General features: G+C 70.6%; 24 protein-coding genes. 15 read left to right on the top strand and 9 right to left on the bottom strand.

The genetic code is table 11. The features are described 5' to 3' along the window. Positions 1 to 2 precede the first annotated feature (2 nt). The gene (locus PSQ21_RS05805; protein ID WP_274029325.1) at positions 3 to 1,061 is read left to right on the top strand and encodes a zinc-dependent alcohol dehydrogenase family protein; all 1,059 of its coding nucleotides are present in this window, start codon (positions 3 to 5) and stop codon (positions 1,059 to 1,061) included. A gap of 85 nt (positions 1,062 to 1,146) precedes the next feature. Here the strand turns inward: PSQ21_RS05805 and PSQ21_RS05800 are convergent, their stop codons facing one another. Further along, a complete protein-coding gene (locus PSQ21_RS05800; protein WP_274029324.1) occupies positions 1,147 to 2,685 on the bottom strand; it encodes a S8 family peptidase in 1,539 nt (512 codons plus the stop codon). Positions 2,686 to 3,012: 327 nt separating this feature from the next. On the opposite strand from PSQ21_RS05800, the gene PSQ21_RS05795 reads away from it, so the two are divergent. From PSQ21_RS05795 to moaA, 3 genes are all read left to right on the top strand, one after another. Continuing rightward, on the top strand, positions 3,013 to 3,378 hold the full coding sequence (locus tag PSQ21_RS05795; RefSeq protein ID WP_097869581.1) for a DUF485 domain-containing protein: 366 nt from the start codon (positions 3,013 to 3,015) through the stop codon (positions 3,376 to 3,378). Beyond that, positions 3,375 to 5,018 (top strand): solute symporter family protein, encoded by a 1,644-nt coding sequence (locus PSQ21_RS05790; protein WP_274029323.1) that lies wholly within the window; start codon positions 3,375 to 3,377, stop codon positions 5,016 to 5,018. The genes PSQ21_RS05795 and PSQ21_RS05790 overlap by 4 nt, the downstream gene beginning before the upstream one ends. A 270-nt stretch (positions 5,019 to 5,288) precedes the next feature. Next, positions 5,289 to 6,278 (top strand): GTP 3',8-cyclase MoaA, encoded by a 990-nt coding sequence (moaA, locus tag PSQ21_RS05785; protein ID WP_274029322.1) that lies wholly within the window; start codon positions 5,289 to 5,291, stop codon positions 6,276 to 6,278. Between the two features lie 49 nt (positions 6,279 to 6,327). Here the strand turns inward: moaA and PSQ21_RS05780 are convergent, their stop codons facing one another. Together PSQ21_RS05780 and PSQ21_RS05775 are read right to left on the bottom strand one after the other, a co-directional pair. Continuing rightward, positions 6,328 to 6,585, bottom strand: coding sequence for a hypothetical protein (locus PSQ21_RS05780; protein ID WP_274029321.1), 258 nt, complete (start codon positions 6,583 to 6,585; stop codon positions 6,328 to 6,330). 220 nt (positions 6,586 to 6,805) lie between these two features. Then, complete coding sequence (locus PSQ21_RS05775; protein WP_274029320.1) at positions 6,806 to 7,183, bottom strand: DUF3099 domain-containing protein; 378 nt, start codon at positions 7,181 to 7,183, stop codon at positions 6,806 to 6,808. Between the two features lie 258 nt (positions 7,184 to 7,441). On the opposite strand from PSQ21_RS05775, the gene PSQ21_RS05770 reads away from it, so the two are divergent. Beyond that, positions 7,442 to 7,720, top strand: a complete 279-nt coding sequence (locus PSQ21_RS05770; RefSeq protein ID WP_097869585.1) for a GlsB/YeaQ/YmgE family stress response membrane protein — start codon at positions 7,442 to 7,444, stop codon at positions 7,718 to 7,720. 78 nt (positions 7,721 to 7,798) lie between these two features. Here PSQ21_RS05770 and tyrS read toward each other — a convergent pair whose 3' ends face one another. From tyrS to PSQ21_RS05755, 3 genes are read right to left on the bottom strand one after another with little or no spacing between them, the layout of a single operon-like run. Then, positions 7,799 to 9,070 carry a tyrosine--tRNA ligase gene (tyrS, locus tag PSQ21_RS05765; RefSeq protein ID WP_274029319.1) on the bottom strand — a complete coding sequence of 424 codons (1,272 nt, stop codon included), beginning with the start codon at positions 9,068 to 9,070 and terminating at the stop codon, positions 7,799 to 7,801. Between the two features lie 51 nt (positions 9,071 to 9,121). Further along, the gene (locus PSQ21_RS05760) at positions 9,122 to 10,516 is read right to left on the bottom strand and encodes a metallopeptidase TldD-related protein (protein ID WP_274029318.1); all 1,395 of its coding nucleotides are present in this window, start codon (positions 10,514 to 10,516) and stop codon (positions 9,122 to 9,124) included. Continuing rightward, positions 10,513 to 12,036, bottom strand: a complete 1,524-nt coding sequence (locus tag PSQ21_RS05755; RefSeq protein ID WP_274029317.1) for a TldD/PmbA family protein — start codon at positions 12,034 to 12,036, stop codon at positions 10,513 to 10,515. Before PSQ21_RS05755 ends, PSQ21_RS05760 begins: the two co-directional genes overlap by 4 nt. A gap of 216 nt (positions 12,037 to 12,252) precedes the next feature. On the opposite strand from PSQ21_RS05755, the gene fabG reads away from it, so the two are divergent. The 3 genes from fabG to PSQ21_RS05740 all read left to right on the top strand — a co-directional run bounded on the left by fabG (position 12,253) and on the right by PSQ21_RS05740 (position 14,316). After that, entirely contained in the window at positions 12,253 to 12,972 is a 720-nt protein-coding gene (fabG, locus tag PSQ21_RS05750) for a 3-oxoacyl-[acyl-carrier-protein] reductase (protein WP_274029316.1), read from the top strand. A 5-nt stretch (positions 12,973 to 12,977) separates the two neighbouring features. Then, on the top strand, positions 12,978 to 13,745 hold the full coding sequence (gene fabI, locus PSQ21_RS05745) for an enoyl-ACP reductase FabI (RefSeq protein ID WP_274029315.1): 768 nt from the start codon (positions 12,978 to 12,980) through the stop codon (positions 13,743 to 13,745). Positions 13,746 to 13,944: 199 nt separating this feature from the next. Beyond that, positions 13,945 to 14,316 (top strand): hypothetical protein, encoded by a 372-nt coding sequence (locus PSQ21_RS05740; protein ID WP_274029314.1) that lies wholly within the window; start codon positions 13,945 to 13,947, stop codon positions 14,314 to 14,316. A gap of 34 nt (positions 14,317 to 14,350) precedes the next feature. Here the strand turns inward: PSQ21_RS05740 and PSQ21_RS05735 are convergent, their stop codons facing one another. Next, entirely contained in the window at positions 14,351 to 15,100 is a 750-nt protein-coding gene (locus PSQ21_RS05735) for a FadR/GntR family transcriptional regulator (protein ID WP_274029313.1), read from the bottom strand. Between the two features lie 161 nt (positions 15,101 to 15,261). Between PSQ21_RS05735 and PSQ21_RS05730 the strand changes: the two genes are divergently transcribed. From PSQ21_RS05730 to PSQ21_RS05715, 4 genes are all read left to right on the top strand, one after another. After that, the gene (locus PSQ21_RS05730) at positions 15,262 to 16,602 is read left to right on the top strand and encodes a CynX/NimT family MFS transporter (protein ID WP_274029312.1); all 1,341 of its coding nucleotides are present in this window, start codon (positions 15,262 to 15,264) and stop codon (positions 16,600 to 16,602) included. Positions 16,603 to 16,619: 17 nt separating this feature from the next. Beyond that, positions 16,620 to 16,736: an SGM_5486 family transporter-associated protein gene (locus PSQ21_RS05725; protein WP_007446146.1), complete on the top strand. Its 117-nt coding sequence runs from the start codon at positions 16,620 to 16,622 to the stop codon at positions 16,734 to 16,736. Positions 16,737 to 16,893: 157 nt separating this feature from the next. Beyond that, positions 16,894 to 17,103 carry a hypothetical protein gene (locus tag PSQ21_RS05720; RefSeq protein WP_274029311.1) on the top strand — a complete coding sequence of 70 codons (210 nt, stop codon included), beginning with the start codon at positions 16,894 to 16,896 and terminating at the stop codon, positions 17,101 to 17,103. Between the two features lie 90 nt (positions 17,104 to 17,193). Beyond that, the gene (locus PSQ21_RS05715; RefSeq protein WP_097869595.1) at positions 17,194 to 17,712 is read left to right on the top strand and encodes a SixA phosphatase family protein; all 519 of its coding nucleotides are present in this window, start codon (positions 17,194 to 17,196) and stop codon (positions 17,710 to 17,712) included. A gap of 255 nt (positions 17,713 to 17,967) precedes the next feature. Here the strand turns inward: PSQ21_RS05715 and serB are convergent, their stop codons facing one another. After that, complete coding sequence (gene serB / locus PSQ21_RS05710) at positions 17,968 to 19,254, bottom strand: phosphoserine phosphatase SerB (protein ID WP_274029310.1); 1,287 nt, start codon at positions 19,252 to 19,254, stop codon at positions 17,968 to 17,970. A gap of 400 nt (positions 19,255 to 19,654) precedes the next feature. Between serB and PSQ21_RS05705 the strand changes: the two genes are divergently transcribed. Then, positions 19,655 to 22,282: an ABC transporter ATP-binding protein/permease gene (locus PSQ21_RS05705; RefSeq protein WP_274029309.1), complete on the top strand. Its 2,628-nt coding sequence runs from the start codon at positions 19,655 to 19,657 to the stop codon at positions 22,280 to 22,282. Positions 22,283 to 22,359: 77 nt separating this feature from the next. Here PSQ21_RS05705 and PSQ21_RS05700 read toward each other — a convergent pair whose 3' ends face one another. Beyond that, entirely contained in the window at positions 22,360 to 23,136 is a 777-nt protein-coding gene (locus tag PSQ21_RS05700; protein WP_274029308.1) for a transglycosylase SLT domain-containing protein, read from the bottom strand. A 699-nt stretch (positions 23,137 to 23,835) separates the two neighbouring features. Here PSQ21_RS05700 and PSQ21_RS05695 point away from each other — a divergent pair. Both PSQ21_RS05695 and PSQ21_RS05690 read left to right on the top strand, forming a co-directional pair. After that, entirely contained in the window at positions 23,836 to 24,981 is a 1,146-nt protein-coding gene (locus PSQ21_RS05695) for a GAF domain-containing sensor histidine kinase (protein WP_274029307.1), read from the top strand. Further along, positions 24,974 to 25,618 carry a response regulator gene (locus PSQ21_RS05690; RefSeq protein WP_274029306.1) on the top strand — a complete coding sequence of 215 codons (645 nt, stop codon included), beginning with the start codon at positions 24,974 to 24,976 and terminating at the stop codon, positions 25,616 to 25,618. The genes PSQ21_RS05695 and PSQ21_RS05690 overlap by 8 nt, the downstream gene beginning before the upstream one ends. Positions 25,619 to 25,623: the final 5 nt, after the last annotated feature.

Raw genomic sequence — 25,623 nt, 5'->3', positions numbered from 1 at the left:
GTATGCGCGCCACCGTCATCCACGCCCCCCACGACATCCGGGTGGAGGAGGTGCCGGACCCGAGGATCCAGCACCCCGCCGACGTGGTGCTGAGGGTCCTGCGGGCCTGCGTCTGCGGCAGCGACCTGTGGGCCTACCGGGGTGAGTCGGCCCGGCGGCCGGGTCAGCGCATCGGCCACGAGTTCCTCGGCGTCGTCGAGGAGGCCGGTCCCGGGGTGAACGGCTTCGCCGTCGGTGATCTGGCCGTCGCCCCGTTCGTCTGGTCCGACGGCACCTGCACCTACTGCGCCGAGGGCCTCACCACCTCCTGCCCTGAGGGCGGCTTCTGGGGCTCGGTCGGCCCGGACGGCGCCCAGTCGGACGGGGGTCAGGGCGAGGCAGTCCGCGTCCCCCACGCCGACGGCACCCTGGTCAAGCTCCCGGCCGCCGCCGCCTCCGACGACCGGCTGCTCACCGCCCTGCTGACGCTCTCCGACGTCCTGGGCACCGGCCACCACGCCGCCGTCGGCGCGGGCGTCGGGCCGGGCAGCACCGTCGCGGTCGTCGGGGACGGCGCGGTCGGCCTGTGCGCGGTGCTCGCCGCCACGCGGCTCGGCGCGGAGCGCGTCATCGCGCTCGGCCGCCACACCGCGCGCACCGACATCGCCCGTCGCTTCGGCGCGACCGACGTGGTCGCCGAACGCGGCGAGGCCGCCCTCGCCGCCGTCCGCGAACTGACCAGGGGCCAGGGCGCGCACAGCGTCATCGAGGCGGTCGGCACGGAGCAGTCGATGCGCACCGCCCTCGGCATCGTCCGCGACGGCGGCTCCATCGGCTACGTGGGCGTCCCGCACGGCAGCGCCACCGGCGTCGATCTCGGCGTGATGTTCGGCCGGAACATCGCCCTGCGCGGCGGGGTCGCCCCCGTACGCGCCTACATACCGGAACTGCTCCCCGACGTGCTGGACGGCACGATCGACCCGTCACCCGTCTTCGACCGGTCCATCGGCCTGGACGAGGTGCCCGTCGGCTACAAGGAGATGGACGAGCGGACCGCGCTGAAGGTGCTCATCACGCCGTGACCGCGCGGGCCACGGGCCGCGGGGCCGGGGAGATCGATCTCCCCGGCCCCGCGGCTGCTCCGGTGTCGTACCACCGGGTGTCCTGCTACCAGCGCACCGCGTCCAGTGCGTCGACGACTCCGGACCCGTAGAAGCCGTTGTAGTGCTTGCCGCCCTCACAGACCGCGTCGATGACGCCGTCACCGTTGATGTCGTACGGCTCACCGCACGCCTTCGCGTCCGCCTGGAGCGTCAGCAACGCCTTCACCGCGGCCGGCGAGGCATAGGGGTGCTTGGACTTGATCAGCGCCACGACGCCCGCGACATGGGGGGACGCCATCGACGTACCGGCCTTGTAGCCGAACTTGCCGCCCGGCAGCGTGGAGAGGATCAGCCCGTTGACGGCCGGCGGCTCGGGGGTCTGGTAGACCGTCGAGTCACCGCCCGGCGCCGCCACGTCGATGACGCCCTTGCCGTAGTTCGAGTACGAGGACTTCAGGCCCTTCGCACCCGTAGCGGAGACCGTCACGACACCCGGCAGCATGGTCGGAATGTCGGGGCACGCGCTCGGGTCGATCGTCCGCGTGACCGTCTCGGTGTCGTTCGGGCTTGTCTTGTCCTCGATCGCGTCGAGCGCCAGGTCGTGGCGGGAGTTCCCGGCCGCCGCGACGTTGACCGTGCCCTTGCGCTCCGCGTACTTCACGGCGCGGGTGAGGGCGTCGACCAGGGCGCCCTGGTCCGGGTCGTTCTTGCAGTTGAACAGCCACGGGTCGGTGTAGTAGCTGTTGTTGGTCACCTCGACGCCGCGCTCGGCGGCCCAGAGGAACCCGCAGACGACGGCCTCGGTGTAGAAGAACCCGTCCGGGTTCGACACCTTGATGCCCGACACCTTCACGCCCGGCGCGACGCCGGTGACCCCGGCGCCGTTCTTCGCGGCCGCGATGGTGCCCGCCACATGCGTGCCGTGGTCGCTCTCGCCCGCCGCCGGACGCCAGGAGCCGGCGGTGGTGTCCGGAGCGCCCGAGACACAGTTGGCCGAGGCGCGGCTGTCGAAGTTCGGGGCCAGGTCCGGGTGGGTGTCGTCGACGCCCGTGTCGATGACGGCGACCGTCACCCGCTTCGAACCCAGCGACTTCTCGTGCGCCTTGTCCGCCTTGATCGCGGGCAGCGACCACTGGAGGGGCTCCAGCGGGTCCTCGCCGGCCTTCGCGTCCGCGGCGGCGGCCGCCGCCTGCTCGGCGGTGAGCGGCTGCGCTATCGCTCCGACGTCCTTGGTGGCCTGCGGGACGATCGGGTTCGTGCGAGTGGCGCCCGCCGACTCCACGCCGCGTACCCGGCGAATCGTTTCGCCGAAGGCGGGGTTCTGCGAGTGGACGACGATGACGCCGATCTGCTCATAGGCGATGACGACCGTGCCGCCCGCCTTGGCGATCGCTTTCTTGACTTTCTTGACGGTGCCGTGGTTGCCCCGGGTGTTGACCACGTAGGACAGCTTCGGCCCGTCGGTCCGGACGCTCGCGGCGGCCTGCTCGCCGGTGGGCGCCGCCGTGGCCGTCGCCGCCGGCAGGAAGCCGAGCGAGGCGGTCAGCGCGAGTCCGACGGGCACCGCGAGTGCGCGCGTCCGTCTCGATGCCAGATGAGCCATGGGTTCTCCACATCATCCGTGCCGAACGACCGGACACCTGGCGTGTTCGGTCGCGTACATGACGAGTGAAGCTATCGCTGATCATCCCGGTGTATCAACGCTTACGGGCAAGCGAGTTCGAAGAGTGACCTTCACGGCCGAATGCGAACGAGTGACGGGCAACCGGACGCACCGTGACACCTCCGAGAAGGCGAAAGACGCGGTGAACCGCTTCGTCGCGCCCTCCGTGCCGTTGACCAGGAGGCACATCACCGTCCCCCGGTAACGAGGCTTCCCTTGACACCCACCGCCCCCCAGCCCACCGCACCCGCGTCGCGAGGAGATTCCGTGGCTACCGATGCACCGCCGCCCGAGGGCGGTTCGCCCACCGGCCCCGTCCAGCCCACCACCGAGGCGTTCGTCGCGATGCAGGCGAGCCCGGACTTCGCCGACCTGCGCCGCTCCCACCGCTCCTTCGCCTTCCCCCTGACCATCGCCTTTGTGACCTGGTACCTGCTCTACGTCCTGCTCTGCAACTACGCGGGCGGATTCATGGCCACCGAGGTCGTCGGCAACATCAACATGGCGCTCGTCCTCGGACTCGCCCAGTTCGCCACCACCTTCCTCATCGCCTGGCTCTACTCCCGGCACGCCGCCACCAAGCTCGACCCCAAGGCCGACGTGATCAAGTCCCGTATGGAGGCCGACCTGTGAGCGCCGCCCACGCCCTTTACCCCACTGTCCAGCTCGCCGCCACCGAGGGCGCGAGCGAGCACCGGCCGCTGATCATCACGCTGTTCGCCGCCTTCGTCGTGGCGACCCTCTTCATCACCGTGTGGGCGGGCCGCCAGACCAAGAACGCCTCCGACTTCTACGCGGGCGGCCGCCAGTTCACCGGATTCCAGAACGGACTCGCGGTCTCCGGCGACTACATGTCCGCCGCGTCCTTCCTCGGCATCGCCGGAGCCATCGCGCTCTTCGGTTACGACGGCTTCCTGTACTCCATCGGCTTCCTCGTCGCCTGGCTCGTCGCCCTGCTCCTGGTCGCCGAACCGCTGCGCAACTCCGGCCGCTACACCATGGGCGACGTCCTCGCCTACCGGATGCGCCAGCGCCCCGTCCGTACCGCCGCGGGCACGTCCACGATCGTCGTGTCGATCTTCTACCTGCTGGCCCAGATGGCCGGCGCGGGCGTCCTCGTCTCGCTGCTGCTCGGCATCACCAGCGACGCCGGGAAGGTCCTCATCGTCGCCCTGGTCGGCGTGCTCATGATCCTCTACGTCACCATCGGCGGCATGAAGGGCACCACCTGGGTGCAGATGGTCAAGGCCGTCCTGCTCATCGCGGGCACCCTGCTCATCACCTTCCTGATCCTGCTGAAGTTCAACTTCAACATCTCCGACCTGCTCGGCACCGCCGCCAGCAACAGCGGCAAGGGCGCGGCCTTCCTCGAGCCCGGCCTGAAGTACGGCGTCGACAACGTCTCGAAGCTGGACTTCATCTCGCTCGGTGTCGCCCTGGTCCTCGGCACCGCGGGGCTGCCGCACATCCTGATCCGCTTCTACACCGTGCCCACCGCCAAGGCCGCCCGTAAGTCCGTGAACTGGGCGATCGGCATCATCGGCGCCTTCTACCTGATGACGATCGTGCTCGGCTTCGGCGCCGCGGCGATCCTCAAGCCCGGTGACATCATCGCCTCCAACAAGGCGGGCAACACCGCGGCGCCACTCGCCGCACTGGAGATCGGCGGCGGCTCCGGATCCACCGGCGGCGCCATCCTCCTCGCGGTGATCTCCGCCGTCGCCTTCGCCACCATCCTCGCCGTCGTCGCCGGACTCACCCTCGCCTCCTCCTCGTCCTTCGCGCACGACATCTACGCCAACGTCATCCGCAGGGGGAAGGCCACCGAGAAGGAAGAGGTCCGCGCCGCACGCTGGGCCACCGTCGCGATCGGCATCGTCTCCATCGGCCTCGGCGCACTCGCCCGCGACCTGAACGTCGCCGGGCTCGTCGCCCTGGCCTTCGCGGTCGCCGCCTCCGCCAACCTGCCGACGATCCTCTACAGCCTCTTCTGGAAGCGCTTCACCACGCAGGGGGCCCTCTGGTCCATCTACGGAGGCCTCGCCTCCTCCGTCCTGCTGGTGCTGTTCTCGCCGGTCGTCTCCTCCAAGCCGAGCTCGATGTTCCCGGGCGTCGACTTCGCCTGGTTCCCGCTGGAGAACCCCGGCCTGATCTCGATCCCGCTCGGCTTCCTGCTCGGCTGGGTCGGCTCGCTGCTCTCCAAGGAGAAGCCCGACACGGACAAGTACGCCGAACTGGAGGTCAAGTCCCTCACCGGCGTCGGAGCCCACTGAGCAGGCCGGAAGACCCCTCGGCCCATCACCGGCGGGCCCGTCGGCGCATCGTCCACCGCCGGCGGCCGGGCCGCTCGTAGAGTCCTACGAAGCGGCCCGGCCGCGCCTCGTGGCAAACGGGCCACCCCGATGTCAGCGGTCTCACGTAGGCTCGGTAGTACCGGAATCCCTGGGGGCCCGGCGTCTCGGACGAGACGACGGCCCAGCGGGGGCGACGGCCCGAAAAGAGCGACCGCGACCACCGCGGACACCCCGGGGGAGGGACCCACCGTGCTCATCGACACCTACGACCGGGTCGCCACCGACCTGCGCGTGTCACTCACCGACAAGTGCAACCTGCGCTGCACCTACTGCATGCCCGAAGAGGGCCTCCAGTGGCTCGGCAAGAGCGAGCTGCTCTCCGACGACGAGATCGTGCGCCTGATCCGTATCGCCGTCACCTCGCTCGGCATCACCGAGGTCCGCTTCACCGGCGGCGAGCCCCTGCTGCGCCCCGGACTCGTCTCCATCGTCGAGCAGTGCGCCGCCCTCGCCCCGCGCCCCCGCATGTCGCTCACGACCAACGGCATCGGACTCAAGCGGACCGCCACCGCCCTCAAGGCCGCGGGGCTCGACCGGGTCAACGTCTCGCTGGACACCCTGCGCCCCGACGTCTTCAAGACCCTCACCCGCCGCGACCGCCACAAGGACGTGCTGGACGGCTTGGAGGCCGCCCGCGAGGCCGGGCTCACCCCCGTGAAGGTCAACTCCGTCCTGATGCCGGGACTCAACGACGACGAGGCCCCCGAGCTGCTCGCCTGGGCCGTCGCCCACGACTACGAGCTCCGCTTCATCGAGCAGATGCCGCTCGATGCCCAGCACGGCTGGAAGCGCGACGGCATGATCACCGCCGGGGACATCCTCGCCTCGCTGCGCACCCGCTTCACCCTCACCGCCGAGGGCGACGAGTCCCGCGGCTCCGCACCCGCCGAGCGCTGGACCGTCGACGGCGGCCCGCACCGCGTCGGGGTGATCGCCTCCGTCACCCGCCCGTTCTGCCGCGCCTGCGACCGCACCCGGCTCACCGCCGACGGCCAGGTCCGCACCTGCCTCTTCGCCCGTGAGGAGACGGACCTGCGCGGGGCGCTGCGCTCCGACGCGCCGGACGAGGAGATCGCCCAGCTCTGGAAGACGGCCATGTGGGGCAAGAAGGCGGGCTCCGGACTGGACGACCCGTCCTTCCTGCAGCCCGACCGCCCGATGTCGGCGATCGGCGGCTGAGGCGCGGATGGCCGAGGCGCGAGGCTCCGAGGACCACGACCCCAAAGGCTCAGGCCTCGGTCTCCTTCCCGTCCCCGTCCCCCCAGTCCTTCAGCGCCACGACCTCCTTGAGGAAGCCCCGTACACCGAGGAACGACGACAGGTGCTCCCGGTGCTCGTCGCAGGCCAGCCAGGTCTTGCGCCGCTCGGGCGTGTGCAGTTTGGGGTTGTTCCAGGCGAGCACCCACACGGCGGCGGCCCGGCAGCCCTTGGCGGAACAGAGCGGGGCACCGGTGGGACTCTCGGCGGACGTCTCGGGAAAGATCACGTGACCCAGCCTAAGTCAGGTGCCCCACGGTCCTTCTGACACGTCCCCGGCCGGAAAAAGGCGACGCCGAGCAGCCACGGGGGGAGCTGCCCGGCGTCGGTCCGTCGCTCCGACGGGGGATGCGGAGCGCTTTGGCAGTATGTCACGGGGACCGGGGTGCGGTGCACCGGAACGTCATGATTGCTCTGAGCTTTTCCCGAGCTCCGCGGGCAGTGCGGGCTCAGGTGTGCTCGTGCGGCGGCCGGGCGCTGTCGGACGCACCCCCACCACCCCCGGACTCCGCCCGACCGGGCGCCGGGGCGGCCTCCACGGCAGGCCGCAGCGGCATCTGCACGAACGTCGTCGGGAGTGAAGTCACGTTCTCCCGGCCCGCGTTGGCGATGACAACCGCCACATACGGCAGCAGCACGCCCAGCACGAGCGCCACGATCGCCACATGCCGCTCCACGTTCCACAGCACCGCGGCCAGCACCACCGACACCGTGCGCACCGACATCGAGATCACATAGCGTCGCTGTCGGCCGCGGACGTCTTCCGTCAGCCCCTGACGGGCGCCCGTGATCCGGATGACCTCCGTACCCGCGCTCTTCCGCAGCATGCTCCACCACCAGATCTCGTCGCCGGACGCTCCTGGACCGGGCCGCATCCACGGTACGCCGGGCCCCGGCCGGGCGGGCGACCGGGGCCCGCTGAAAAAGGACGAGGGGGCCCGCTGAAAAAAGACGAGGCGCCCGGTGGAAAAGGACGAGGGGCCCGGTGGCCGGCGATCACCCGTACGGCCCAACCCGGCATGCGCCCCCCGGACACCGGGCCGACTCTGGACAGACGCGCACTCCGCGCCGCACGAGGAGGCGAAATGAGCTGGTTGTGGGCAATCATCGTGGGACTGGTGCTCGGTGTCATCGCCAGAGCGATCCTGCCGGGCAAGCAGGACATCCCGCTCTGGCTGACGGCCGTGTTCGGCATCCTCGGCAGCATCCTCGGCAACGCCGTGGCCGGCTGGATCGGTGTCGAGGACACCAAGGGCATCGACTGGATCCGTCATCTGCTGCAACTGGCGGGCGCCGTGGCGGTCGTCGCCGTCGGCGACATGGCCTGGCAGGCCTTCCGCGGCAGCCGTAAACAACGAACCTGACCCAGCGGGGTCACACAGTGCCGCGGCCGGACCCACGAAGAACGTGGGTCCGGCCGCGGCACTGTGTCGCGAGGGGGGTCAGCCCGCCGGGCTGACCTCCACGGCGGCCAGGTTCTTCTTGCCCCGGCGCAGCACCAGCCAGCGCCCGTGCAGCAGCTCACCGGCGTCCGGCGCGACCTCGCCGTCGACGACCTTCACGTTGTTCACGTAGGCGCCACCCTCCTTGACCGTGCGGCGCGCCCCCGACTTGCTGGGCGCCAGACCGACCTCCACCAGCAGGTCCACCAGCGGGCCCAGCTCGGCGACGGTGGCGCCCGGCACCTCGGACAGAGCCGCGCTCAGCGTCGCCTCGTCCAGCTCGGCCAGATCGCCCTGGCCGAACAGCGCCTTCGACGCCGCGATGACCGCGGCGCACTGCGCACCGCCGTGCACCAGCGTGGTCAGCTCCTCGGCCAGCGCCCGCTGTGCGTTGCGGGCCTGCGGCCGCTCCTCGGTCAGCTTCTCCAGCTCCTCCAGCTCCGCACGGCTCTTGAAGCTGAGGATGCGCAGGTAGCGCGAGACGTCCCGGTCGTCCACGTTCAGCCAGAACTGGTAGAACGCGTACGGCGTCGTCATCTCCGGGTCGAGCCAGACGGCGCCGCTCTCGGACTTGCCGAACTTCGTCCCGTCCGCCTTCGTCATCAGCGGCGTCGCCAGCGCGTGCACGACCGCGCCCGGCTCAAGCCGGTGGATCAGGTCGATGCCCGCGGTGAGGTTGCCCCACTGGTCGCTGCCGCCCTGCTGAAGGGTGCAACCGTGCCGGCGGTACAGCTCCAGGAAGTCCATGCCCTGGAGCAGCTGGTAGCTGAACTCCGTGTAGCTGATGCCCTCCTGCGACTCCAGCCGCCGGGCGACCGAGTCCTTGGTGAGCATCTTGTTGACCCGGAAGTGCTTGCCGATGTCCCGCAGGAACTCGATCGCGGACATGCCCGCGGTCCAGTCCAGGTTGTTGACCATCGTCGCCGCGTTCGGCCCCTCGAAGGTGAGGAAGGGTTCGATCTGCCCGCGCAGCCGCCGCACCCAGGCGGCGATGGTCTCCGGGTCGTTCAGCGTGCGCTCGGCGGTGGGCCGCGGGTCACCGATCTGGCCCGTCGCACCCCCCACCAGGGCGAGCGGCTTCAGCCCGGCCAGCTGGAGCCGCCGCATGGTGAGCACCTGCACCAGGTGCCCCACATGCAGGCTGGCCGCGGTCGGGTCGAAGCCGCAATAGAAGGTGACGGGACCGTCCGCGAGAGCCTTGCGCAATGCGTCCTCGTCAGTGGACTGGGCGAACAGCCCGCGCCACTTCAGCTCGTCGACGATGTCCGTCACGGTTCCGGTGCTCCTTACGAAGGTAGAAATCTAGGTGTCAGTCTAGGCGGGTCACACCCCCGGGCTGACCGAGCTCATGTTGAAGTCCGGGACGCGCAGCGCGGGCATCGCGGCCCGGGTGAACCAGTCGCCCCACTCGCGCGGCAGCGTCCTCTCCGTCCGCCCGGCCTCCGAGGCCCGGGACAGCAGGTCCACCGGCGACTCGTTGAACCGGAAGTTGTTCACCCCGCCGACCACCTCGCCGTCCTCGACCAGATAGACGCCGTCCCGGGTCAGCCCGGTCAGCAGCAGGGTCGCCGGGTCCACCTCGCGGATGTACCAGAGGCAGGTCAGCAGCAGCGCCCGCCCGGTCGTCGCGGCGACCATCTCCTCCAGCGACCGCTCGCCGCCGCCCTCCAGCAGCAGATTGTCGATGCCCGGGGCCACCGGAAGCCCGGTCAGGCCCGCCGTGTGCCGGGTCGTCGTCAGCCGCTCCAGCCTCCCTTCCCGGACCCAGTCCGTCGGGGCCAGCGGCAGCCCGTTGTCGAAGACGGAACCGCTGTCGCCGGAGGAGTGCGCGATCACGAACGGCGCCGACTCCAGACCCGGCGCGTGCGGGTCGCTGCGCAGGGTCAGCGGAAGCGGGGAGAGCGTCTCGCCCAGCCGCGTACCACCGCCCGGCGTGGAGAACACCGTCCGGCCCTCCGCGGCGTCCCGCGCGGCCGACGACCAGAGCTGGTAGATCAGCAGGTCCGCGACCGCGGACGGCGGGAGCAGCGTCTCGTACCGGCCGGCGGGCAGCTCGACGCTCCGCTCCGCCCAGCGCAGCCGCTGCGCCAGCTCGGCGTCCATCGCCGCCGGGTCGACGTCCTTGAAGTCCCGGGTCCCCCGCCCCGCCCACGCGGAGCGCGTACGGTCCGGCGACTTCGCGTTCAGCTCCAGCGTCCCGTTGGGCTGGTCGTGGCGCAGCCGCAGCCCCGTCGACGTTCCCAGGTAGGTGGAGGTCAGCTCGTGGTTCGCGAAGCCGTACAGCTCGCGGCCCCCGGCCCGGGCGCGCGCGAAGGCGTCACCGAGCGCCGGGGCGAAGTCGGCGAAGACCTCCGAGCCGGTCTCGGCGGGCGCGTCCGTGAAGTCGGGGGAGGAAGGAACCCCGCCCACCAGCGGCTGCGCGTCCTCCGCCGGACCCGCGCCCCGCGCGGCGGCCTCGGCGGCCCGCACCAGCGGCTCCAGTTCGTCCCGGGTCACCGCGGACCGGGAGACGACGCCGGACGCCGTCCCCTGCGCCCCGTCCACGGTCGCGATGACGGTCAGGGTCCGCCCCCGGGTCACCCCGTTCGTGGTGAGCGCGTTGCCCGCCCAGCGCAGATTCGCGGACGACTTCTCGTCGGCGATGACCACCAGGCCGTCCGTGGTGGACAGCTCCAGCGCCCGCTCGACAAGCTCGTAGGGCTTGCTGACGCGGCTCATCGTCCGGCCTCCTGCGTCGTGTTGAGGATGTTGACACCCCGGAAGAGGGCGGAGGGGCAGCCGTGCGAGACCGCCGCGACCTGGCCCGGCTGGGCCTTGCCGCAGTTGAACGCGCCGCCGAGCACATACGTCTGCGGACCGCCGACCTTCTCCATCGAGCCCCAGAAGTCCGTGGTCGTCGCCTGGTACGCCACATCGCGCAGCTGCCCGGCGAGCCTGCCGTTCTCGATGCGGAAGAAGCGCTGCCCGGTGAACTGGAAATTGTGGCGCTGCATGTCGATCGACCAGGACCGGTCGCCGACCACGTAGATCCCGCGCTCGACCCCGCCGATCAGGTCCTCCGTGGACAGCCCGCCCGGATCCGGCTTCAGGGACACGTTCGCCATGCGCTGCACAGGGACGTGGCCCGGCGAGTCCGCGTACGCGCAGCCGTTGGAGCGGCCGAGACCCGTCAGCTTCGCGATGCGGCGGTCCAGCTGGTAGCCGACCAGCGTGCCGTCCTTCACCAGGTCCCACGACTGCGCCTCGACGCCCTCGTCGTCGTACCCGATCGTCGCGAGCCCGTGTTCCGCCGTGCGGTCACCGGTCACGTTCATCACGGGGGAGCCGTACGTCAGCTTGCCCAGCTGGTCGAAGGTGGCGAACGAGGTACCGGCGTACGCCGCCTCGTACCCCAGCGCCCGGTCCAGCTCGGTGGCGTGGCCGATCGACTCGTGGATGGTCAGCCACAGGTTGGACGGATCGACGACCAGGTCGTACCTTCCCGCCTCCACGCTCGGCGCGCGCATCTTCTCCGCGAGCAGCCCGGGGATCCGCTCCAGCTCGTCGTCCCAGTCCCAGCCGGTCCCGGTCAGATACTCCCAGCCCCGGCCCGCGGGCGGGGCGATGGTCCGCATCGAGTCGAACTCACCGCTCGTGCCGTCCACCGCGACGGCGGTGACCTGCGGGTGGACCCGCACCCGCTGCTGCGTGGTGACCGTGCCCGCCGTGTCCGCGTAGAACTTGTTCTCGTGCACGGCCATCAGGGACGCGTCCACGTGCGCGACGCCCTCCGCGCCCAGCAGCCGCCCGCTCCACTCGGCGAGCAGCGCCGCCTTCTCCTCGTCCGGTACGGAGAAGGGGTCGACGTCGTACGCCGAGACCCAGGTCCGCTCGCCGTGCACCGGCTCGTCCGCCAGCTCCACCCGCTCGTCGGAGCCCGCCGCCGCGATCACCTTCGCCGACAGCTTCGCCATCGCGACGGCCTGCGAGGCCACCTTCGCGGCGGCGTCCATCGTCAGGTCGACGCCCGAGGCGAACCCCCACGCACCGCCGTGCACCACCCGCACCGCGTACCCGAGGTCCGTGCTGTCCGACCCCCCGGCCGGCCGGGCGTCCCGCAGCCGCCAGGAGGCGCTCCGCACCCGCTCCAGCCGGAAGTCGGCGTGGGTCGCGCCCAGCGCCCGCGCTCTGGCGAGCGCCGCGTCGGCCAGCGCGCGCGAGGGCAGGGCCAGGAATGACTGATCTACCTCGTGGGGCACAGGGGGTTCCCTTCTCGATACACCACGGCAGTGAACCATGCCGGAGGGTGACCCCACCGGGGGATACCGAGGACGCGTGGGCCGACCACGCGACCGCGCGGACTGTAGGAACCCGACAGCACCCCGGACAAGCCACTGTCAGGGCCCGATTCCTCGTTCCACGCACGGTACCGATAGGTTTTCGACGTACCAGACCGCCAAGGAAAGGGTGATCCGATGAGCCGCTCGGTTCTCGTCACCGGAGGAAACCGGGGCATCGGCCTCGCCATCGCCCGCGCCTTCGCCGACAACGGCGACCAGGTCGCGATCACCTACCGTTCCGGAGAGCCGCCCCAGGTACTCACCGAAGCCGGTGTCCTCGCGGTCCGCTGCGACATCACGGACGTCGAGCAGGTGGAGCAGGCCTACAAGGAGATCGAGGAGAAGCACGGTCCCGTGGAGGTGCTGGTCGCCAACGCCGGCATCACCAAGGACCAGCTGCTGATGCGGATGTCGGAGGAGGACTTCACCTCCGTCCTCGACACCAACCTCACGGGGACCTTCCGGGTCGTCAAGCGCGCCAATCGCGGCATGCTGCGCGCGAAGAAGGGCCGCGTCGTCCTGATCTCCTCCGTCGTCGGCCTTCTCGGCTCGGCCGGCCAGGCCAACTACGCCGCCTCCAAGGCAGGGCTCGTCGGCTTCGCCCGGTCGCTGGCCCGTGAACTCGGTTCGCGGAACATCACCTTCAACGTCGTCGCCCCCGGTTTTGTCGACACCGACATGACCCAGGTGCTCACCGAGGAGCAGCGCAAGGGCATCGTGTCCCAGGTGCCGCTCGGCCGCTACGCGCGGCCCGAGGAGATCGCCGCCGCGGTGCGCTTCCTCGCCTCCGACGACGCGTCGTACATCACTGGAGCCGTCATTCCCGTTGACGGCGGATTGGGCATGGGTCACTGATCACCATGAGCGGAATTCTCGACGGCAAGCGCATCCTGATCACCGGGGTGCTGATGGAGTCGTCCATCGCGTTCCACGCCGCGAAGGTGGCCCAGGAGCAGGGGGCCGAGGTCATCCTGACGGCCTTCCCCCGCCCCACCCTGACCGAGCGCATCGCCAAGAAGCTGCCGAAGCCGGCCAAGGTCATCGAGCTGGACGTGACCGACCAGGAGCACCTGGACCGGCTGGCCGGCCTCGTGCGCGAGGAGCTCGGCTCCCTGGACGGCGTCGTGCACTCCATCGGCTTCGCGCCGCAGGACGCGCTCGGCGGCAACTTCCTCAACACGCCGTTCGAGTCCGTCGCCACGGCGATGCACGTCTCGGCGTTCTCCCTGAAGTCGCTGGCGATGGCCTGCAAGCCGCTGATGAGCGAGGGCGGCTCGATCGTCGGCCTCACCTTCGACGCCCAGTACGCCTGGCCGCAGTACGACTGGATGGGCCCGGCCAAGGCCGCGCTGGAGGCCACCTCCCGCTACCTCGCCCGTGACCTGGGCAAGGACGGTCTGCGCTGCAACCTGATCTCCGCCGGTCCGCTCCGCTCCATGGCCGCCAAGTCCATCCCGGGCTTCTCGGGCCTGGCCGACGTCTGGAACGACCGAGCCCCCCTCGCCTGGGACATGACCGACCCGGAGCCGGCCGGCCGCGGCATCGTCGCCCTGCTCTCCGACTTCTTCCCGAGGACCACGGGCGAGATCATCCACGTCGACAGCGGCGTGCACATGATCGGGGCCTGACCGCGCACCACTGACCGCGCGCCAGCCTCTGCGAGACGGCCCCCGGCCGCGTACCCCCGGTTCGCCGGATGCGGTACGCGGCCGGGGGCCGTCTCGCGGTCCGTGGCCTTCCGGTACCGCTCCGGTCGAAAAGTCGGCCGATCCACCGCAGAATGAGCAGGAACCGGACTTCTTGTCAGGCTGCGGGAGGGAGAGCGCTGTGCGTCCCACGCCCCGCCGAACCCGTCTCCTCGTGGCCGCCCCGGTGGTGGCCGCGGCCCTCGCCGTACCCCTGGGAGTCCACGCCGCCAGGGGAGCCGACTCCGGTACGGAAGCGGAGCCCCCGAAGCCGGAACCGGCCGGCTCGGAGTGCCGTACGTCCGTCGAGGGCTCCCGGGTCGTCGCCTACTGCCACAACCCCTACCCCTCGGTCGACCTGGTCCGGCTGCACACCGAGTGCGACCGCTGGTGGGACGTCGACGCGGACGGCGCGGCGGTCGCCGTGGAGCCCGGCCGGACCGTACGTCTGGAGGACCGCTGCTGGAAGGAGATCGCCACGGCCTGGGTCAGCCACCGCCCGGCCCCCGTCTGAGCGTTGCCCGTGCCGTACGAGGCCCGGAGCTTCGCTACACCCGGTCCGTCAGGCAGGTCAGCGCGTGGCTCGCCGCCTCGGCCGCCGCCGTCTCCGCGTCCCCGGCCCGGATGGCCTCGACCAGCCGGCCGTGGTCCATATGGTTCTCCGGCCGCAGCTCGGGGCCCACGTCGCCGCGCAGGTAGTCGCGCAGTAGATCCCCGAGGTCGGCGTAATGGTTCTCCGGCCGCAGCTCGGGGCCCACGTCGCCGCGCAGGTAGTCGCGCAGTAGATCCCCGAGGTCGGCGTAGAGCTCGGTCAGGACGTCGTTGTGCGAGGCCGCGACCACCGCCAGGTGCAGCGTCGCGTCCGCCGCCACGAACGCCTCCGCGTTCCCCGACGCCCAGGCCTCCTCACGGCGCGCCATCAACGTGTCCAGCTGCCGCAGATCCCGCTCGGTGCGCCGGACCGCCGCCAGCCTGGCCGCCGACGACTCCAGTGTCGAGCGCAGCTCCGCGATATGACGCGGATCGGCGGCCGCGAACCTGCGGTGCATCACCCCGGCCAGCTCACTCGTGGCGATCACATAGGTGCCGGAGCCCTGCCGGATGTCCAGCAGCCCGTTGTGCGCGAGGGCCCGCACGGCCTCACGGACGGTGTTGCGGGCCACACCCAGCTGCTCGACCAGCTCCGGCTCGGTCGGAATCCGCGAGCCGACCGGCCACTCGCCCGAGGTGATCTGATTCCTCAGCTGGGCGATCACCTGGTCGGCGAGTGCCGAACGCCGCGGAGACGTCAACGCCATGGTGCTCCTTGCTCGTGGGCCGGCCCGGGAAGGGGCGGCCGAAGAAGGTGTACGGCCGGATTCTCCCAGGAGGCCCCGGGAGCCGGGGGGACGGGAGGCCCCAGGATCAGGGGAGAAGACGGAGTGGACAACTAATCATCCCATGATTCTATGATGGCCCTATGCCGGACGACGATACGCAGACCCCGACCCTGAACCGCGGCTCCGCCGCGCGCACCTCGCAGGACCTCCGCGCCCAGCGGCTCCCCGGCGAGGGCGAGCCACCCGCGCCCTGGCTGCTGCGCCTCATCGCCGTGGGACTCGTCCTGGCCGCACTGAACCTCCGCCCCGCCATCACCAGCCTCGGCGCCCTCCTCGAAGAGGTCCGCGAAGGGCTGCACATGAGCGGGAGCGTGGCCGGCGTCCTCACCTCCGTACCGCCGCTCTGCTTCGCGGTCTTCGGGATCATGGCGCCGCGCCTGGCCCGCCGCTTCGGCGCGGGCGCCGTGGTCTGCGCGGGTATGGCCGCCATCGCGGCGGGCCTGGTGATCCGCCCGTACATCGGCTCCACCGCCGGGTTCCTGGCCGCCAGCGCCCTGGCGCTGATGGGCATCGCCGTCAGCAACATCCTGATGCCGGTGATCGTCAAGCGCTGGTTCCCCGACCGCGTCGGCACCATGACCGGCCTCTACTCCATGGCCCTGGCCCTCGGTACCGCGCTGGCCGCCGCCGTCACCGTTCCCGTCACCGGGGCGCTGGGCGGCGACTGGCAGGCGGGCCTGGTCGTCTGGGCCGTCCTCGCCGCCGTCGCGGTGCTGCCCTGGATCGTCCTCGTACGCGACCGCACCCCGGCCCCCGGCCAGCCGGCCCCCGGCCCGTCCGCCTCGGACCGATCCGCCCCGGGTCCGTCCGCCCCGGGTCGGGCCGTCGCGGAAGCGCCCGCCCTCCGGATCACCCGCAGCCGCACCGCGTGGGGCCTCGCCTGCTTCTTCGGGCTCCAGGCGACCGCCGCCTACATCACCATGGGCTGGATGCCGCAGATCTTCCGTGACGCCGGGGTCTCCGCCGGCACGGCCGGACTCCTGCTCGCGGTCACCATGGCGATGGGCGTCCCGCTCGCCTTCGTCATCCCCCGGGTCGCCTCCCGGCTCAAGCAGCAGGGCCCCATCGTCGTCGCCCTCGGCCTGTGCGGCCTCATCGGTTACGGCGGGCTCTACCTCGCCCCCGCCGCCGGGGCCTGGGCCTGGGCCCTCCTCCTCGGGGTGGCCAACTGCGCCTTCCCCCTCGCCCTCACCATGATCGGCATGCGGGCCCGGTCGGGCGCGGGCGTGGTCCGGCTCTCCGCCTTCGCCCAGTCCACCGGCTACCTGATCTCGATCCCCGGCCCCCTGCTCGTCGGCGTGCTCTACCAGCACAGCGGCGGCTGGGGGCTGCCGATCGCGCTGATGGCGGGCCTCATGATTCCCCAGATGGTGGCCGGGATCCTCGCGGGCCGGGACCGGACGATCGAGGACGAATGCTGAGATGCGACACTGACCTCATGCCAGTGCTCGATCCGAATCCCCAGAACGGCCAGAAGAAGCTTCTCCTCGTGTTCGGGGCGATGCTCCTCATCACCGTCGTCATCGGTGTGATCGCCACGATCGCCTCGCCCTGACGCCCGAGGACCCTTGAGGGCCCCGAGGGGTGGGGCTAGCACCCCCTTCCCCTAGGGGGTCAGGGTCAGGGTGAAGTGGGTGGGTCACCGGATGGGACGGGCCGCCTCCGGTCCGTAGGTTCTTGGGTGACGACCCGATGACTTGACGGAGGCGGACATGCCGGCACCGACGCACACGAGGTCCCACCGACCGGTCGCGGACGGTGTCGAGATCCGACTGCCCTGGTGGGCCGTGGCCCTCCCCGCCGTGGCGTTCGCCGCACTGCTGCTGATGATCCTCAGCCCCGGACAGGCCCAGGCCGCCACCACCGGCGACCCCGCGCTCGGACAGCTGATCGAGCGGACCCTCCAGCTGCTGTTCCGCTGAGCGAGGCAGCCCCGAGCCGCGTGCCAACTCCTCGGACGAGCACGTCAACACCCTGCGCCCGAGGCCGCCTTTCATGCGAAGCTGAGGTGTATGAGCGTCGAGACACCTCGCAGGATCGTCCTTCTCCGGCATGCCAAGGCGGAATGGTCACAGGCTTCCGATCATGAGCGCCCGCTGGCCGAGCGCGGCCGCAAGGACGCGCCCGTGGCCGGCCGCAGGCTCGCCGATTCCGGCATCGATTTCGATCTGGCCCTCTGCTCCAGTGCCGCGAGGACGCGGGAGACCTGGAAGCTGGCGGTCCATGAATTCTCCCGACGACCCCGGACCGTCTACGAGGAGAGGCTGTACGAGGCCTCCCTCGGTGAACTGATCGCGCTGTTCAACGAGACCTCGGACGAGGTGCGCAACCTCCTGGTCATCGGTCACAATCCCGGGATGCACGGGGCCGCCGACGCCCTCTCGGGATCGGCGGAGGGCGACACCCTGGCCCGCATGACCCGGGACGGCTTCCCCACAGCCGCCTATGCCGTGGTGGAGTTCCCCGGCTCCTGGAAGAGCGTGGAGCACGGGGCGGGCAAACTCACCGAGTACTGGACGCCGAACGACTGAACCGTGTACCGGGCGCCGAACGACTGAACCTCGTACCGGGCGCCGAACGGCTGAACGCCCGGTACCGCCGCACACATGAACGCGCGGGGCCCCGGCACGGATTCCGTGCCGGGGCCCTTCCGTACGCGACCGCGTACGACCGCGTACGACCGCCGAGTGCGGCCCTGTACGGCCGCTACGACCGCGTACGACTGTATCTACGCCCCCGGGACACTGTTCCGCGATCCCGGAGCCGGCGACCCGGGCCCGGGGCCGTCAGTCGACGAGACCGTCCGCCGCCTCGACCTCTTCGCGGGTGATGCCGAGCAGATAGAGCACGGTGTCCAGGAACGGCACGTTCACCGCGGTGTGCGCCGCCTCGCGGACCATCGGCTTCGCGTTGAACGCGACGCCGAGCCCGGCGGTGTTCAGCATGTCGAGATCGTTCGCCCCGTCCCCGATCGCCACCGTCTGCGCCAGTGGCACCCCCGCCTGCTCGGCGAAACTCCGCAGCAGCCGCGCCTTGCCCGCCCGGTCCACCACCTCGCCGACGACCCGGCCGGTGAACTTGCCGTCCACCACTTCCAGGGTGTTGGCCGAGGCGAAGTCGAGGCCGAGACGTTCCTTCAGATCGTCCGTGACCTGGGTGAAGCCGCCGGAGACGACGCCGACCTGGTAGCCGAGCCGCTTCAGCGTACGGATCAGGGTGCGGGCGCCGGGGGTGAGCCGTACCTCGGTGCGGACCTTGTCCACCACCGAGGCGTCCAGGCCGGCCAGCAGCGCGACCCGCGCGTGCAGCGACTGTTCGAAGTCCAGCTCACCGCGCATCGCCTGCTCGGTCACCTCGGCGACCTGCTTCTCGCAGCCCGCGTGCGCGGCGAAGAGCTCGATCACCTCGTCCTGGATCAGTGTGGAGTCGACGTCCATGACCACCAGCCGCTGGGCGCGGCGGCTCAGCCCGGCCGAGACCACCGCGACGTCCACGCCGATCTCCGCTGCCCCGGTCGCCAGCGCGGTCCGCAGTTTCGCGGTCCCGGTCCCCGAGACCGCGAACTCGACGGCGGTGACCGGGTACTTCGCCAGCCGGAAGATACGGTCGATGTTCCCGCCGGTCGAGGTGATGGTGGCCGCTATGGCGGCGGTCGACTCCGCGGTCAGGGGGTGCCCCAGCACCGTCACATGGGAACGGCCGTCACCGCGTGGACGGTTGTCGCCGATGCCGGAGATGATCTCCGCCTGCAGCGTCAGGGAGTCGGCCCAGCTGTGCACGGTCGCCCGCAGATCGCCCTCGGTGGTCCCGCCCGCGGTGGGGGAGGTGACCAGAGCGCACAGCACGATGCGGCCCCGGGTGACGACCTGCTCGATGTCCACGACGTCGACCGCGTACGCGGCGAGGGTGTCGAAGAGCCCGGCGGTGATGCCGGGACGGTCCTTGCCGAAGATCTTGACGAGAAGCGTGGGTGCGTCGCCGCCGGGAGGGATTCCGTCGCCGGGACCGTCGACCCGACGGGGCTCAGGGGGCTCAGAAGACGCGAGGGGCTGAGGTGGCTGAGATGCGCTCATGGTGTTCCCACCGTATCGGTCCCACCGCCCCCTCCGGTCGCCCGTCCCGAGTGCCGGACGGAATCGCCCCGGTACCGTCCGCGCCGCCGGGCGGCGGTTCGGGCCGGGGGCGCAAGGGTGGCGCGGATCTGGCCGGTACGGGTCTTGCGCCCCGGCTTCTCGGCTGCCTCGTATCCACCGTTATACGGTCGATAAGCGTTATCTGGGCGGTAACCCGGCCTTCATCAGGACTTCATCCGTTCCGTACCTGTTTCGCCCCCCGGTAGCGGGGTGTTCGCGCAGGTCTCCGCGCGGTCTTCACCCGCCCGACTTTCGGATCGGGGACTGGTCCTGGAATAGTTCCCCACGATGTTCAGCATCCCTAGACTCCCTGCGACGGGGGTAACACGGGGGACAACTAGTGGGGCGCGGAGTGCCGGAACTCGTACTGGAATTGAATGGCAACACCTGGACGCTCGATCCGTCCAGGTCGTACACCCTGGGGCGTGATCCGCAGGGCGACCTGGCGATCGACGATGCCAGGGTGTCGTGGCGGCATGCCACGATCAGCTGGAGCGGCCGTAGTTGGTTCATCGAGGACCACGGCAGCACCAACGGCACTTATCTGCAGGGACAGCGGATCCAACAGGTGGAAATCGGCCCCGGATCGGTGCTGCACCTGGGCAACGCCACCGACGGGCCCCGGGTGAGTCTCAGCCCCGCCGGAGTCCCCGGAGGGCACGCGGCCGGTGCTCAGCAGGCCCCCGTGCAGCAACCCCACCAGCAGCCCCAGGCGGGCGTCGCGGGCTGGCACGGACAGCAGGCGCCCGCACATCAGGCTCCCGCTCAGCACCAGGCCCCTGCTCAGTATCAGGCTCCCGCTCAGCACCAGGCCCCTGCCCCGCAGCAGGCCTGGCAGCAGCAGCCGCAAGCGCCGCAGCAGCAGCCTCCGCAGCAGAAGGTGCCGCACCAGCAGAGCCCCGGGCATCCGGCCGGGCCGGGACAGGGCGGTGCCGCGGGGGCGCCGCCGGTCTACGGCGACCGCAGCCCGACCACGTTCCACCAGCTGGCCCTCGGCCGGGTCATGCGCATCGGCCGTGCGCTGGAGAACGAGCTGGTCGTCTCCGACCTCCAGGTCTCCCGCAACCACGCCGAGTTCCACGCGACACCCGACGGCCGCTTCGAGATCCGCGACCTCGGCTCACACAACGGTACGTACGTCAACGGTCTGCCGCTCCACAAGTCCGGCTCCGCGCTCATCGGCCCGAACGACATCGTCGGCGTCGGCCACTCGACGTTCCGGCTGGTCGGGGACCGGCTGGAAGAGTTCGTCGACACCGGTGAGGTCTCCTTCTCCGCCCGCCACCTCACGGTGACGGTCGACGGCGGGAAGCAGATCCTCAAGGACGTCTCCTTCGGCGTCCCGGAGAAGTCGCTCATCGCGGTCATCGGCCCGTCCGGTTCCGGAAAGTCCACCCTGCTCAAGGCGCTCACCGGCTACCGGCCCGCCAACCAGGGTGACGTCCTCTACGACAACCGGAACCTGTACAAGCAGTTCGCCGAGCTGCGCCAGCGCATCGGTCTGGTCCCGCAGGACGACATCCTGCACAAGGAACTGACCGTCACCAAGGCCCTCAAGTACGCGGCCAAGCTCCGCTTCCCCGCGGACACCACCGAGGCCGAGCGCCAGTCCCGGATCACCGAGGTCCTCGCCGAGCTCAAGCTCGACATCCACAAGGACAAGAAGATCACCTCGCTCTCCGGCGGCCAGCGCAAGCGCGTCTCGGTCGCCCTGGAGCTGCTCACCAAGCCTTCGCTGATCTTCCTGGACGAGCCGACCTCCGGCCTCGACCCGGGCATGGACCGCGATGTCATGCAGCTGCTGCGCGGCCTCGCCGACGACGGCCGTACGGTGCTCGTGGTCACGCACTCGGTCGCCGAGCTGGCGATCTGCGACAAGCTCCTCGTGATGGCCCCCGGCGGTTCCGTCGCCTACTTCGGTCCGCCGGAGGAAGCGCTGAACTTCTTCGGCTACACCAGCTGGGCCGACGTCTTCTCCGCCTTCGAGAACTACCGCGACTACGACTGGGCGGGCCGCTGGCGCGGTTCGCAGCACTACCAGATGTACGCCGCCGACATCGACGCGGTCGCGGCCCAGCCGGTCAACATGCCGCCGCCGCAGCAGATGCGCCCGCCGAAGCCGCAGGGCTGGATGGCGCAGCTGTGGACGCTGATCCGGAGATACTCCTCCGTCATCGCGTCCGACAAGGGCTTCATGGGCCTGATGCTGATCCTGCCCGCCGTGCTGGGCGTGGTCAGCGTGGTCATCCCGGCGGAGTTCGGCCTCGCCGAGCCCGACCCGCCGTCCCGGTTCAACGGCAAGGCCGGAACGATCATGCTGATCCTCGCGGTCGGCATGTGCTTCTCCGGCGCCGCCAACTCCGTACGAGAGCTGATCAAGGAACGGGTCATCTACGAACGGGAGCGGGCCACCGGTCTGTCCCGCTCCGCCTACCTGATGTCCAAGGTGATCGTCCTCGGCGTGATCACGGCCTTCCAGGGCGTGATCATCTGCGGCATCGGCTTCGCCACCCGCGATCTGCCGGCGGAGGGCCTGATCATGCCGCCGGCCGTCGAGATCTGCCTCTCGATCATCGCGCTGGGGTTCACCTCGATGATGTTCGGTCTGGTCATCTCCTCGCTGGTGAAGACCTCCGAGAAGACCATGCCGCTGCTGGTCATGTTCGCGATCGTCCAGGTCGTCTTCACCGGCGTGCTCTTCCAGGTGTACGGTTCGCCCGGCCTGGAGCAGTTCGCCTGGCTGATGCCGTCCCGCTGGGCGATGGCCGCGGCCGGCACCACGCTGGACCTGGCGCACCTGATGCCGCCGTGGGACCCGAAGAACCCCACCGACCTCGACCCGCTGTGGGAGCACACCGCGAGCCAGTGGGGCATCAACATCACCGTGCTGCTCGCGCTCGGCGTGATCTGCGGCTTCGCGGTCGCGCGCCTGCTGCGCCGCCACGAGCCCGAGGTCATGCGCAAGTAGGCACCGGACACGACGCAGCGGCCGGCACCCCCGCGGGGGTGCCGGCCGCTGCGTCGTGTCCGGCTGGGCCGAGCGGCTCAGTACGCGCTGTCGACGTTGTCCATGGAGCCGTAGCGGTCGGCCGCGTAGTTGCAGGCGGCGACGATGTTGGCGACCGGGTCGTACAGGTCCTTCTTGGTGCCCGCCACGTGGTAGCGGTCGAAGGTCGGCTGGATCACCTGGAGCAGACCCTTGGACGGGACGCCGTTGCGGGCGTTGATGTCCCAGTTGTTGATCGCCCAGCGGTTACCGCTGGACTCCCGGATGATGTTGCGGTGGATCCCCTCGTAGGAGCCGGGGATGCCTTCCTTCTTCATGATCGCCATGGCCTCGCGGATCCAGCCGTCCAGGTTGTTGGCGTAGACGGGCTTGCGCGCGGTGGAGCGGTTGGCCTTCTCGGACGCGCGCTTCTTCGCGTCTGCCTCGGCCTTGGCGGCCTTCTCGGCCTTGTCCTTCGCCTCGGCGGCGGCCTTGGCCTTCGCCTCGGACGCGGCCTTCGCCTTCGCGGCCTTGGCCTTGGTCTCGGCAGCGGCCTTCGCCTTGGCGGCGTCGGCGGCCTTCACCAGCTGCTCGGCGGTGGCGTGCTGCTCAAGCATGCTGTTCTGCACGGTCTTGGCCTGGGCGGAGCCCGCGGCGTTGGTGAAGGCCACGGGCGCGGCGGCTGCGCCTGCCTGCGGGGCGACCTCGGCCTCGGCGTTCGACGGGACGAGCGAGAAGGTCAGGGCGGCGACGCCCAGGGCCGACACACCGGCCACGGAGATCTTCTGGACCTTGTTCAGACGACGGACACGGCTGGGTATGCGAGTCGCAGACATGTAGGGCTACCTCTTCGAATGCTCAGGGTGTCCTCACGGAGGACGAGACCGGAGGCGGTGATGCGTACCTCCGTCGGGGACGAGAGCAATTCTTAGCGGCAGCAAAATCGTGTGGCAAAGGTGTGACGTACGAAGCAGGGTAGTGGAGCCAGGTCCCGTTCGTCCGAATTGACCCCTGCTCATGCCTGCTCAAATCGCCCTTATGTGCCCACTAGGTGCGTTCGTAAGTGACATGGGCCCTATGCCTGGGCTCACATCGACGACCCGACGGCCTTACGTCTCGTTGCTGAAGCAATCCGGAGCGTCATGTTCCTCGTCCGACGGGACGAGGTGGACGTCCCTGAACTCATACGGGGGTCCCCCTCCCGCCGCGCCGCCTCGTACCCACGACGCGGACCCTCGCGCCCCGGACCTCGCGAACCACCCGTGATCACCGCGACCGGCAGGGCGACGGTCCCGCTCGTCCGTACCCTCGGCTGCCGCCGGGAGACCCCGGTGATCCCACGGCGGGAAGCCCTGTTCGCACCGCGCCTCGGCCGGGTGCCGCAGGAGCACCCGGCACCCGGTAGTACGGCGTGGGCCCGGGCGGTCCTACGACCTTCGGCCGAGGCGGCCGCCGCCCGGACCTGGGCCACCCGCACGCCCACCCCCGACCCCGGCCCGATACGACCGCGCGGTCCCCGCCGGTACGGTGATCCCATGAGCCATCGCCCACCGTCGGGCCTCGCCGCGGTGAGTGCCGCGCTCCTCGCCATGAGCAGGCACCTCGAAGTGGGCGACGTCCTCAAGACGATCGTCGCCTCCGCCCGTGAACTGCTCGACGCCCAGTACGCGGCCCTCGGCGTCCCGGACGACCACGGCGGCTTCGCCCAGTTCGTGGTCGACGGCGTCAGCGACGAACAGTGGAAGGCCATCGGCCCGCTGCCCCGCCAGCACGGCATCCTCGCCTCGATGCTCCACCAGGCGAAGCCCGAACGCCTCGCCGACGTCCGCGAGGACCCGCGCTTCGAGGGCTGGCCCGAAGCCCACCCCGACATGTCCGACTTCCTCGGCCTGCCCATCACGGACGGCGACGAGATCATCGGAGCGCTGTTCCTCGCCAACAAACTGTGTCCCCGGCCCGGGGGCGGTTGCGGCTTCACCGCCGAGGACGAGGAACTGCTCTCGATCCTCGCCCAGCACGCGGCGATCGCCCTGACCAACGCCCGGCTCTACGAACGCAGCCGCGAGCTGACCATCGCCGAGGAACGCTCCCGCCTGGCCCACGAACTGCACGACGCGGTCAGCCAGAAGCTGTTCTCGCTCCGCCTCACCGCCCAGGCCGCCACCGCCCTCGTCGACCGCGACCCGGCCCGCGCCAAGGGCGAACTCCAGCAGGTCGCCGCCCTCGCCGCCGAGGCGATCGACGAGTTGCGGGCCGCCGTCGTGGAACTGCGCCCCGCCGCCCTCGACGAGGACGGGCTCATCGCCACCCTCCGCACCCAGATCCAGGTCCTGGACCGGGCGCACGCCGCCGAGGTCGCCTTCGAGAGCCGGGGAGTGCGCGCGCTGCCCGCAGCCCAGGAGGAGGCACTGCTCCGGGTCGCGCAGGAGGCCCTCCACAACGCCCTGCGCCACTCCGGCGCGGAGCACGTGAGCGTCACCCTGACCCGGCGCGGCACCGACACCGTCCTGCGCGTCACCGACGACGGAAGCGGCTTCGACCCCACCGCCGTCCGGCGGGCGGGCCGCCATCTCGGCCTCGTCTCCATGCGCCACCGGGCGAACAGCGTCGGCGGCCGACTCACCGTTGCCTCGGAGCCCGGCAAGGGCGCCACGATAGAGATGGAGGTCCCCGGTGGCTGACAAGATCATCAGGGTGCTGCTGGTCGACGACCATCAGGTGGTCCGCCGAGGACTGCGTACGTTCCTGGAGATCCAGGAGGACATAGAGGTCGTCGGCGAGGCGTCCGACGGCGCGGAGGGCGTGGCCCGGACCGAGGAGCTCCGCCCCGACATCGTGCTGATGGACATCAAGATGCCCGGCACCGACGGCATCGAGGCCCTGCGCCGCCTCCGGGAGCTCGACAACCCCGCCAAGGTCCTCATCGTCACCAGCTTCACCGAACAGCGCACCGTGGTCCCCGCCCTGCGCGCCGGAGCCTCCGGCTACGTCTACAAGGACGTCGACCCGGACGCCCTGGCCGGGGCGATCCGCTCGGTCCACGCCGGTCACGTCCTGCTCCAGCCGGAGGTCGCCGGCGCGCTGCTGGCCCAGGAGGACACAGGCACCGGCACGGGCCGGGGGAGCACGCTCACCGAGCGGGAACGCGAAGTCCTCGGCCTCATCGCGGACGGGCGTTCGAACCGCGAGATCGCCCGCGCGTTCGTCCTCTCGGAGAAGACGGTCAAGACGCATGTGTCGAACATCCTGATGAAGCTCGACGTGGCCGACCGGACCCAGGCGGCGCTGTGGGCGGTACGCAACGGAGCGGCGGGGTAAGGACC

The organism is Streptomyces sp. MMBL 11-1 (genome assembly GCF_028622875.1).
Lineage (GTDB): Bacteria > Actinomycetota > Actinomycetes > Streptomycetales > Streptomycetaceae > Streptomyces.
This window is presented reverse-complemented; position numbering and strand designations above follow the sequence as displayed.

Bases quoted from the DNA above. Each gene is read 5' to 3' on its own strand.
- PSQ21_RS05775 (WP_274029320.1), bottom strand. From the start codon at position 7,183: ATGCTGCGGAAGAGCGCGGGTACGGAGGTCATCCGGATCACGGGCGCC.
- PSQ21_RS05725 (WP_007446146.1), top strand. From the start codon at position 16,620: ATGCCAGTGCTCGATCCGAATCCCCAGAACGGCCAGAAGAAGCTTCTC.
- PSQ21_RS05735 (WP_274029313.1), bottom strand. From the start codon at position 15,100: ATGGCGTTGACGTCTCCGCGGCGTTCGGCACTCGCCGACCAGGTGATC.
- PSQ21_RS05760 (WP_274029318.1), bottom strand. From the start codon at position 10,516: ATGAGCCGCGTCAGCAAGCCCTACGAGCTTGTCGAGCGGGCGCTGGAG.
- fabI (WP_274029315.1), top strand. From the start codon at position 12,978: ATGAGCGGAATTCTCGACGGCAAGCGCATCCTGATCACCGGGGTGCTG.
- PSQ21_RS05805 (WP_274029325.1), top strand. From the start codon at position 3: ATGCGCGCCACCGTCATCCACGCCCCCCACGACATCCGGGTGGAGGAG.
- fabG (WP_274029316.1), top strand. From the start codon at position 12,253: ATGAGCCGCTCGGTTCTCGTCACCGGAGGAAACCGGGGCATCGGCCTC.
- PSQ21_RS05800 (WP_274029324.1), bottom strand. From the start codon at position 2,685: ATGGCTCATCTGGCATCGAGACGGACGCGCGCACTCGCGGTGCCCGTC.
- PSQ21_RS05700 (WP_274029308.1), bottom strand. From the start codon at position 23,136: ATGTCTGCGACTCGCATACCCAGCCGTGTCCGTCGTCTGAACAAGGTC.
- serB (WP_274029310.1), bottom strand. From the start codon at position 19,254: ATGAGCGCATCTCAGCCACCTCAGCCCCTCGCGTCTTCTGAGCCCCCT.
- PSQ21_RS05720 (WP_274029311.1), top strand. From the start codon at position 16,894: ATGCCGGCACCGACGCACACGAGGTCCCACCGACCGGTCGCGGACGGT.
- PSQ21_RS05730 (WP_274029312.1), top strand. From the start codon at position 15,262: ATGCCGGACGACGATACGCAGACCCCGACCCTGAACCGCGGCTCCGCC.
- PSQ21_RS05695 (WP_274029307.1), top strand. From the start codon at position 23,836: ATGAGCCATCGCCCACCGTCGGGCCTCGCCGCGGTGAGTGCCGCGCTC.
- PSQ21_RS05770 (WP_097869585.1), top strand. From the start codon at position 7,442: ATGAGCTGGTTGTGGGCAATCATCGTGGGACTGGTGCTCGGTGTCATC.
- PSQ21_RS05715 (WP_097869595.1), top strand. From the start codon at position 17,194: ATGAGCGTCGAGACACCTCGCAGGATCGTCCTTCTCCGGCATGCCAAG.